Source organism: Asticcacaulis sp. (assembly GCF_020217185.1).
Lineage (GTDB): Bacteria > Pseudomonadota > Alphaproteobacteria > Caulobacterales > Caulobacteraceae > Asticcacaulis.
This window is the reverse complement of the sequence record NZ_JAIWNX010000045.1, coordinates 1-10,000: the sequence shown is the minus strand read 5'-3', so window position 1 is coordinate 10,000 and position 10,000 is coordinate 1. Positions and strand designations below refer to the sequence as shown.

At 61.9% G+C, this 10,000-nt stretch carries 5 protein-coding genes and 1 pseudogene; 5 read left to right on the top strand and 1 reads right to left on the bottom strand.

From position 1 onward, the window contains the following. From LDL37_RS02170 to LDL37_RS02160, 3 genes are all read left to right on the top strand, one after another. The coding region (locus LDL37_RS02170) for a response regulator (RefSeq protein WP_290793656.1) at positions 1-838 on the top strand (838 nt) is incomplete at its 5' end. Positions 839-1,036: 198 nt separating this feature from the next. Beyond that, a complete protein-coding gene (locus LDL37_RS02165; RefSeq protein WP_290793653.1) occupies positions 1,037-2,743 on the top strand; it encodes an MFS transporter in 1,707 nt (568 codons plus the stop codon). Beyond that, the gene (locus LDL37_RS02160) at positions 2,724-3,206 is read left to right on the top strand and encodes a hypothetical protein (protein WP_290793651.1); all 483 of its coding nucleotides are present in this window, start codon (positions 2,724-2,726) and stop codon (positions 3,204-3,206) included. The genes LDL37_RS02165 and LDL37_RS02160 overlap by 20 nt, the downstream gene beginning before the upstream one ends. Here the strand turns inward: LDL37_RS02160 and LDL37_RS02155 are convergent. After that, positions 3,196-5,478 carry an NADP-dependent malic enzyme gene (locus tag LDL37_RS02155; RefSeq protein WP_290793648.1) on the bottom strand — a complete coding sequence of 761 codons (2,283 nt, stop codon included), beginning with the start codon at positions 5,476-5,478 and terminating at the stop codon, positions 3,196-3,198. The two genes, LDL37_RS02160 and LDL37_RS02155, sit on opposite strands and share 11 nt — an antisense overlap. Before the next feature lie 309 nt (positions 5,479-5,787). Between LDL37_RS02155 and mutS the strand changes: the two genes are divergently transcribed. Both mutS and LDL37_RS02145 read left to right on the top strand, forming a co-directional pair. Then, a complete protein-coding gene (gene mutS / locus LDL37_RS02150) occupies positions 5,788-8,493 on the top strand; it encodes a DNA mismatch repair protein MutS (RefSeq protein WP_290793645.1) in 2,706 nt (901 codons plus the stop codon). Between the two features lie 15 nt (positions 8,494-8,508). Further along, positions 8,509-10,000 (top strand): annotated as a pseudogene (locus tag LDL37_RS02145) (bifunctional uridylyltransferase/uridylyl-removing protein); the annotation flags it as partial.

The following is a 10,000-nucleotide window of genomic DNA, read 5'->3' as shown; positions in this document are numbered from 1 at the left end:
AGAGCCGGGCAAGGGGTCTTTATTCACCGCAACCTTCCCCGTGGCCTGCACCCTGCGCGCCACACCTGAACTTCGCGCTGCCCCCGATGTCATATGCGTCACGACCAATCCGGTGCTGGCCGAGGCGGCCCAATCGCATCTCGACAGTTGCGGTATCCGCGTGCGTCAGGCCACTCAGCTTAAGGGCATTGGCCGTCGTTCACGCGCTGTGGTGCTGGCGGATCGCCGTAGTCTGCCCGAACCGGTGCCCGCGCCCAACAACCGCAGTCTGATCCTTCTGGCCCCTGAAGAACGCGATGAAATCCCGGCGTGGCGCGATAAGGGCTGGGCCGGCTACCTGATTAAGCCCTTGCGCCGCAGTTCGCTGAAGGAACGTATCGAAACCCTGTCGCTCAAGCCTTTGCCGAACGAGGAATTGGCCGCGACGACCGAAGACGACCGTATCGTCCCGGTGGTTGCTCCCGGCGTGCAGGTGCTGCTGGTCGAAGACAATCCTGTCAATGCGTTACTGGCGCAGATCCTGCTGCAACGCGAAGGCTGTCGGGTGGAGCGTGCCGCCAGCGGTGAAGAGGCGCTGCGTCTGATCGAAACGCAAAACCTTTACGACATCGTGTTCATGGACCTTGGTCTGCCGGGTCTGGATGGTATCGGCACCACGAAGGCCTTGCGCGCCAAAGGCGTGAGGGTGCCGATCATCGCCCTGACCGCCAATGCCTATGAGGAAGACCGGCGCGCCTGTCTGGCCGCCGGTATGGATGACTTCCTGACCAAGCCCATTGAGCTGCCGGCGCTGCGCCATCGCCTGAGTCAATGGTGCGGGCGTGCCAACGCCGCCTGACCACAGCGGCGCCCCCGAGTGGTGATCTTGTCTAAGCGCTTGCCAAATCAATGGCTTCCCCCGATGATCGGCGTTTAGAGCATTCGTCGGCTCAGTTGAGCCGTCGAATGGCTCTAAGTTTTGCTTGGTCGCGATGTTTTTACGGAAAACCGCTCACACTTTTCCGCACATCGCTCCAGATCATTACCGGGGATACGCATGACCACGACGCCACCCGCCCAGCCTGAGACCAAGACCCTCTGGCAGGCCGTGAAGCCCTTCTTCACGCGCAAGACGCTGGCCATGATTTTTCTGGGGTTCTCGGCAGGCCTGACCCTCAGTCTGATCTTTGATACCCTGTCGATCTGGCTGCGCGACGAAGGTCTGTCGCTTGAGGTCATCGCCTTCTTTTCGCTGGCGACCTTTGCCTACAGCCTGAAATTCATGTGGGCCCCGCTGGTCGATCGGGTGCGTATCCCCGGCCTCACGGCGCTTCTGGGCCACAGGCGGAGCTGGATGCTGATCATGCAGGGGGCGATCCTGCTGGGCCTGTGGACCATATCCGGGCTCAACCCTCAGGACCATCTGATGTTGATGGCCCTGATCGCTGTGTTGTTGGGATTTTTGGGCGCAACGCAGGATATTGTCATCGACGCGTGGCGGATTGAAAGCGCGGGCTCTGGGGGGCAGGCGGTATTGACGACGGCCTATACCTGGGGAGCGCGGGTTTCGACCTTTGTGGCCGGTATCCTGCCGCTGATCATTGCCGAACATTATGGCTGGCGACCGGCCTATGCCCTGATGGCGGCCATGATGCTGATTGGTATTACGGGAACCCTGCTGGCGCGTGAAGGCGAACACATTATCCGGCCCATCCACTACGGGGATTTGCCACCACATCCGGTCACCGAGGCGCTCGAATGGGGCGGGCGCGTGCTGCTCATGCTGCTGGCGGCCTCGCTGATGGGGTCGGGGCTGACCGGTAATATCAGCCTGTTCCAGTTCCTGTTTCCGACCGCAGACGCCTATGAGGCGGCCAAAGCCGTGTGGACCAGCCGCGAAACCGGTATCTTTCTGCAATTTCCGGCGGTGCTGATCGGGTTGGGCCTGCTGTTTGTCGCCTGCCTGCCCTTGCCGCGCACGCCCACGCGTCCGGGGGCCTATCTGCGTCAGACCTTTGTTGAGCCGATGGCCGATTTTCTGGTGCGCTATGAAAACCTCGCCTGGCTGATTCTGGCGGGTATCTGCGTCTATCGTCTGTCGGACTTTCTGCTCAATATCAACGGTGCCTTTTACCGTGATCTGGGTTTTGACCTCTCGGTGATCGGCGAAGTGCGCAAAATTTTCGGCGTCATCATGACCATAATCGGGGTGACGGCCGGCGGGCTTTCCATGACCCGACTGGGCATGAAAAAGAGCCTGATCGTGGGGGCCTTTGCCTGCGCGGCGTCCAACTTCGCCTATGCCTGGCTGGCGACGCAGGGCAACAGCATTCCGGCCTTTTCCATCGCTCTGGCCATCGACAATATCTCGGGTGGCTATGCCGGCGTGGTGCTGGTCGCCTATATGTCGTCCCTGATTTCCGAGCGCTTTGCCGCCCCGCAGTACGCCCTTCTGTCCTCGCTTTACGCGCTTCCGGGTAAGCTGCTGGCGTCACAGTCGGGGCGCATCGTTGAGGGCGCGGCGCGGGGTGCCGATCAAGGGAATGTCGCGACACCCTTCATGGGCTATCTCAATAACCTGCCCGCCATCAGCTTTGCCAAACCGGCCGAGGCTCTGGGCGTCAGTCGCGAAGCACTGGGGGCGGGCTATATGCTGTTCTTTACCTACACGGCGTTGGTGGGGCTGGTCGCCGTTGTGCTGGCTATCTGGCTGATTCGGGCGGGTGCCGTAAAGGAGAACGGAAATGAAGAGTCCGCGTCATAGCCTCACCTGCACGGGATCAGCCTGGCTGTTCGGCTGGGTGACGGCCGTTTTTTTGCCAGGGGCGATCATGGCTGTATTGACCGCCGCTGAGACCGGTTTCGATTTTCGCCAATGCCTTCGCCAGACATGGGAAATCGCCGACAATGTGGGGCCGTTTGCCAAGCTGATGATGGGTGGTTTGCTGGGGCTGGGTTTTTTCGTATCCGGCCGGTTTAAGCTGCCAATCCTCATCGATGCCACGCTAAATATCGCCACAGGTGTTGCGGCTGTCTGCCTGACGCTTGCCTTTCTGCCACAGGCGTGGTCGCGTGGGTTTGGCATAGGCTTGACGGGCCTGCGTTTTGATCCGTCTGTCTGGCCTATATACCTTGTGAGCGCTGCTGCGGCCGGAGTGGTTTTCACCTTATCTTTCCGGATGTGCAGCGCGCGCTCCAAAGGCAAGCAAAACGTATTTAGCTATTGATATTGGCCCGGATGTCATAGGCCGCGAAGGTGGCCATGGTCAGGATTTTAGTGACCGAATCCGACAACTGACAGATTTGCACCGGCTTCGACAGGCCGAGCAGCAGGGGACCGACGACGGTTGCCCCGCCCAGAGCCTGCACCAGCTTGGTCGAGATTGACGCCGAGTGGATGGCCGGCATGACCAGAATATTGGCCGGGGCGGTCAGGCGCTGGAACGGGTAGTTGGCCCACAAGGCCGGGTCGAGCGCCACGTCGGGCGGCATTTCACCTTCAAACTCGAAATCGACGCCGCGTTGTTCCAGAAGCTCAACGGCCTTGGCTACGCGGTCGGACCGCTCACCGGCCGGGTTGCCGAAGGTCGAATAGGACATGAAGGCGACGCGCGGCGTATGGCCCATGCCGCGCACAGCCATGGCCGCTTCGACGGCGATTTCGACCAGTTCTTCGGGATCGGGCAGCTCGGCCACGGTGGTGTCGGCGATGAACACCGTCTTGCCGCGCGCCAGCACGATGGACAGACCCATCACGCGCCCGCCGGGGGCCGGATCGACGACGCGCAGGACCTCCTCAAAGGCCTGATCGAAGGAGCGGGTGACGCCGGTGACCATGCCGTCGGCGTGGCCGGACAGGACCATGGCGGCGGCGAACGAGTTGCGGTCCTGATTGATCAGGCGGTCTACGTCGCGCTTCAGGAAGCCCTTGCGTTGCAGGCGGCTGTACAGAAGCTGTGAATAGGCCGAATTGCGGTGGCTCAGCCGGGCGTTGACGATTTCGATATCTTCTTCCGCCGGGTCTAGGCCTGCCGCGCGCATATTGGCAGTGACAAGGTTTTCGCGGCCACAAAGGATGGGCGTGCCCAGACCCTGCGCCTTGAACGCGTGGGCGGCGCGGATGACCGAGATGTCTTCGCCTTCGGCAAAGACGATGCGCTTGGAGGGGCGTGACCGCACAGTGGCGGTGATGTTTTGCAGGAAGCCTGCCGACGGATCGAGGCGCTTTTCCAGCGTCTTGCGATAGGAGTCCATGTCCTCGATCGGCTTGCGCGCCACGCCGGTATCCATGGCGGCCTGCGCCACGAAGGGCGGAATGTACCAGATCAGGCGCGGGTCGAACGGCGTCGGGATGATGTAGTCCTTGCCAAACTTCAGGTGACGGCCCTGATAGGCGGCGGCCACTTCGTCCGGCACGTCTTCGCGGGCCAGTTGCGCTAGCGCCATGGCAGCGGCCAGCTTCATCTCGTGATTGACGCGGCGGGCACGCACGTCCAGCGCGCCGCGGAAGATGTAGGGGAAGCCCAGAACGTTATTGACCTGATTGGGATAGTCCGAACGGCCCGTGGCGACGATAGCGTCATCGCGCACCTTGGCCACGTCTTCCGGCGTGATTTCCGGATCGGGGTTGGCCATGGCGAAGATGATCGGCTGCGGTGCCATGGTGGCAACCATTTCCGGTGTGATGACGCCCTTGGCCGACAGACCGAGCACCACATCGGCCCCGACCATCGCCTCCGCAAGCGTGCGCTTGTCCGTATCGGTGGCGTGGACCGACTTCCACTGGTCCATCTCGACCGTGCGGCCCTTATAGACCACGCCATGAATATCGACGACGGTGGTGTTTTCCGGCTTCACGCCCATGGCCTTGATCAGGCCGATGGAGGACAGGCCCGCCGCGCCCGCGCCGCACAGCACGACCTTGGTGTCTTCGATCCGGCGACCGGTGATTTCCAGCGCGTTGATCAGGCCGGCGGCGGCGATGATGGCCGTGCCGTGCTGATCGTCATGGAAGACGGGAATGTCAGCGAGGTCCTGAAGCGCCGACTCGATGATGAAGCATTCCGGCGACTTGATGTCTTCGAGATTGATACCGCCGAAAGAGGCCGTAATGTTCTTGACCACGGTGATGAATTCATCGGGGTCTTGCGTCGCCACTTCGATATCGAACGAGTCGATATCGGCAAAGCGCTTAAACAGGACGGCCTTGCCTTCCATCACGGGCTTCGAGGCCAGAGCCCCCAGATTGCCCAGACCGAGAATGGCGGTGCCGTTGGAAATCACCGCGACCGTATTGCCCTTCGACGTATAGTCATAGGCGGCATCGGGATTTTCGGCGATCTTGCGCACCGGCACGGCAACACCCGGCGAATAGGCCAGCGCCAGATCACGCTGCGTCGCCATAGGCTTGGTCGGCTGAAGTCCGATCTTCCCGGGGGTAGGGTACTGGTGGAAATTCAGGGCTTCTTCGTCGCTGACCTTGGTCTTGTCGATGGGCATTCCGGCGTTCCGTCTCGCGGTTATTTGTCTGACAATTATAGGTTTACTTAGGGTGTTAGTATGGCAGTATAGGCTTGGGATAAACACCCTATTCCCCCTAAAACCGTCAAAAAAGGTTTTATTTCATTTCAATATCTGAAACGGAGGGCGGAATTCCGCACATAAGCCGGGCCGCCGGATGAGGACGGCCGTGGAAATCCCCGCAACAGCGCATTTCGCGTGGGTGAGGTTTGTTAACACTGATTTAAGAACGCGCATCGGGTCCGAAAACCGCTTCACACTTTTCGGGATGCGCTCTAAACCAATCCCATGAACGCGATCCCTCTATCCGAAAAAGACCTCAAGGCGCAACTCGACGGCGCGACGCCGGTGATGGCCCAGTATCTGGAGGTCAAGGCCGCCAATCCCGGCTCGCTCCTGTTCTTTCGCATGGGTGATTTTTACGAGCTGTTCTTTGAGGATGCCGAGCAGGCGGCCGGGGCCCTGTCTCTGGCGCTCACCAAGCGGGGCAAGCATAAGGGCGAAGACATCCCCATGGCCGGTGTGCCTGCCCACGCCGCCGAAGCCTATATCGCCAAGCTGATCCGCATGGGGTTCCGCGTCGCCATCTGCGACCAGCTCGAAGACCCGTCCGAAGCCAAAAAGCGCGGCTATAAGGCGGTGGTGAAACGCGGCATTACGCGCATCGTCACGCCGGGCACCCTGACCGAAGACAGTCTGCTGGAGGAGCGCGGCGCCAACCGACTGGTGGCCCTGTCACAGCGGGCGGGCGTGATGGCGCTGGCCTCGCTGGAACTGTCCACGGGTGAGGTGGAGTGTCTGGAGCTGACGCCGGAGACGCTGGGCACGCACCTGTCGGCCCTGCGGCCCTCCGAAAGCCTTGTGTCTGACCGCCTGCTTCAGGATGAAAACCTCTATGCCCTGCTGAAATATTGCGGTGGGGCGATCCAGCCGCAACCGGCGTCTCTCTCCGATCCGGCGGCGGGCGAGGCGCGGTTGAAGCGGCTCTATGGCGTTGAAACGCTGGATGGGTTTGGGGCGTTTAGCCCGTCCGAACTGTCGGCGCTCGGGATGCTGGCGGCCTATATCGACCTGACGCAGGCGGGCAAGGCCCCGGTGCTCAAGGCCCCAAGAAAGGTCGCCTCTCTGGCCTATCTGGCCATCGACCCGTCCACCCGCCTCAGTCTGGAGATCGAGCGCACGCAAAAGGGCAGCCGCGAAGGCTCGCTGATGTCTGCCATCGACCGCACCATCACCTCCGGTGGCTCCCGCCTTCTGGCGGCGCGTCTGTCGCGCCCGCTGAACAACCCGGTCGAGATCAATCGCCGACTGGACGCCGTGCAGTGGTTCCTGGCTCAGCGGTCGCTGCGTCAGGAGGTGCGCGGTCGTCTGCGCGGTATGAGCGATATGGCGCGCGCCCTGTCGCGGCTGGGTCTGGGGCGCGGGGGGCCGCGGGATCTGAAGGTCATCCGCGACTGCCTCGATCTGGCCAGAGATATGGTCGGCCTGTTGCAGCCCAATGACCCGGAAACCCGGCTCGACCCTGACTGGCCCGCTGAAATTCATGCCCATGTCGAGGCCCTGACGGCGTCGGAAAACGTGCTGGACCTGTTGTTCAAGCTCGACATGGCGCTGGTCGATGAGCCGCCCCTTACGACGCGCGATGGGGGTTTCATCAAGCCCGGCTACAACAGCCATCTTCAGGACGCCATCAGCCTGCGCAACGACTCGCGTCAGATCATTCTGCGCATGGAGTCCGACCTCCAGCAGGAAACCGGCCTGCCGCTGAAGATCAAATACAATGCGGTTCTGGGCTATTTCATCGAATTGACGGCCAAACAGGCCGAGGCTTTGAGCGACGCCCATCGTCAGCGCTTTATCCATCGTCAGACGCTGGCGAACCAGATGCGTTTTTCGACGCCGGACCTGATCGATCTTGACGCGCGCATCGCCCGCGCCGGGTCCGATGCGCTCAATCTCGAACTGGCCATTTTCGAGGACCTGCGCGAGGAGGTCCGCCGCAACGCCCATCCATTGCAGGATATGTTCGACGCTTTCTGCGCGCTGGATGTTGCCGCCGCCGCGGCCGAATGGGCCGAAGACCTTGAAGCGACCCGTCCCGTAGTGGACGACAGCCTTGTCTTTGATGCCAGGGGGGCGCGTCACCCGGTCGTGGTGGCGGCCCTGCGCGCCGAAGGCAAGCCGTTCACGCCCAATGATTGCTGCCTTGATGCGTCGGGTCAGAGCGGGCCACGGCTCGACCTCGTGACGGGGCCGAACATGGCCGGTAAATCGACCTTCCTGCGCCAGAACGCCCTGCTGGTGATCATGGCACAGGCCGGTCTGTTCGTTCCGGCCGCGTCCTTCCGGCTGGGTGTGGTCGATCGCCTCTTTTCGCGCGTTGGGGCCGGTGACGATCTGGCGCAGGGGCGTTCGACCTTCATGATGGAGATGGTTGAAACCGCGGCCATCCTCACTCAGGCGACCCAGCGGTCCTTCGTTATTCTGGATGAGATCGGGCGCGGTACGGCGACCTTTGACGGTCTGGCCATCGCCTGGGCCTGCGCTGAAAATCTGCATGAGGTGGTCAAGGCCCGCGCCCTGTTCGCCACCCACTATCATGAGCTGGCACAGCTTGAATCCTTACTCGCCCATACCCACAATATCTCCATGACGGCGCGTGAGTGGAATGGCGAGCTGATCTTCCTGCACGAAGCCAAACGTGGCGCCGCGGATCGGTCCTACGGTGTGCAGGTGGCGCGTCTGGCCGGAATGCCGCCGGTAGTGGTGGCGCGCGCCAGGGACATACTGGAGCGGCTGGAGACCGATAAGGCGCATCAGCTCAAACTGGACGATCTGCCGCTGTTTGCCACGGTTCAGGCACAGGTTGTGGTTGCTGCGGTGCAAACGCCCGCTGAAACCGAGCTGGAAAAGGCGGTCAAGGGCATCAATCCGGACGACCTCAGCCCCCGCGAGGCCCTGGAAGTTATCTATCGTTTAAGGGGTTTGGTGTAATACAGGGATACGTCAATGCCGCCCGCAGGTGAACCCGCCCCCATGCTGACCAAGACCAGTCCCGCCCTGCTGAGCCACAGTATTGACGGCGCTCTGCTGCGCCGCAAACTGACCGAGGCCTATGAGGACTCGACCGGTGACGTGGCCGACCTGCGGCGCAAGGCGGTGGCTATCCTCAAGCGCGAATGGGATATGGCGCGCGAAAGCCTGCTCTCACACGTTGAGGATCACCGCGGCGGGCTATCGACGGCGCGTGAGTTGTCGAAACTGGCCGACGAAATCATCACGGCTTTGTGGGACTTTACCCTGACCCACGTCTATCGCGCGCGCAACCCGACCGAGGGTGAGCGTCTGGCGCTGGTGGCGGTGGGTGGCTACGGGCGCGGCGAACTGGCCCCCTATTCCGATCTCGACCTGCTGTTCTTGCGGGCGTGGAAGGAAACCCCGCACTCCGAAAGCGTCATCGAATTCATCCTCTATTCGCTGTGGGATCTGGGCCTGAAGGTCGGGCACGCCTCGCGCACGGTCGATGAAAGCCTCAAGATGGCGCGTGAAGACCACACGGTCATGACCGCGCTTCTCGAATACCGCCCTCTGGCCGGCGATAGCGGGCTGGTGCAGTATCTGAAAGAAAAGCTGGCGCTCGATGTCATGCGTCACGGCGCGTCTGATTTCGTGACGGCCAAGCTGGAGGAGCGCGATTTCCGTCACGCTAAGGCCGGAACGACGCGCTATGTCGTCGAACCCAATCTCAAAGAGGGCAAGGGCGGCTTACGCGACCTGCATACCCTGTTCTGGATCGCCAAATATCTGGCGGGGGCGACCCCTGCGCCGGTGCTGCGCGAAAGCCAGAAACCGCAGGCGGCGGGCGGCTGGGGTGTGCTTGATCCGCTGCTGACCGAAAAAGAGCGCACCGCCTTTGTGCAGGCCTTCGACTTCCTGTGGAAGGTACGCATCCTGATCCACATGACGGCGGGGCGCGCCGAAGAACGCCTGAGCTTCGATCTTCAGCCGGAAATCGCCCGCCGCATGGGCTATGTCGAAGCCGATGGCGAGCCGGCGGTCGAACGCTTCATGCGCCGCTATTTCCTGGTGGCCAAAGAGGTGGGGGCGCTGACCCGCATCTTCTGCACCAAGCTGGAGGCGCAGCAGACCAAGCCGCTGCAACGCTTGACGCAACTCTTCCAGTCTGGGCTTCTGTCGCTGAGCAAGCCTGAACATCCGGGCCTGATCATCGACTCCGGCCGTCTGAGCGTGCAGAGCCCGGACGTGTTCAAGAAGGCCCCGATCGCCATGTTCAAGCTATTTCGCATGGCGGACCGGCTGGAGATGGACCTGCACCCGGATGCCTTTACGGCGGTGGCGCGTAACCTCAAGCTGGTCAACGCCGCTCTGCGCCGCGACAAGGCCGTGGCCGAGGTCTTTCTGGATATACTGGTGCGTGGCAAAAACCCCTATCGCACCTTGTCTCTGATGACCGAGACGGGGCTTCTGGGGCGCTATATCC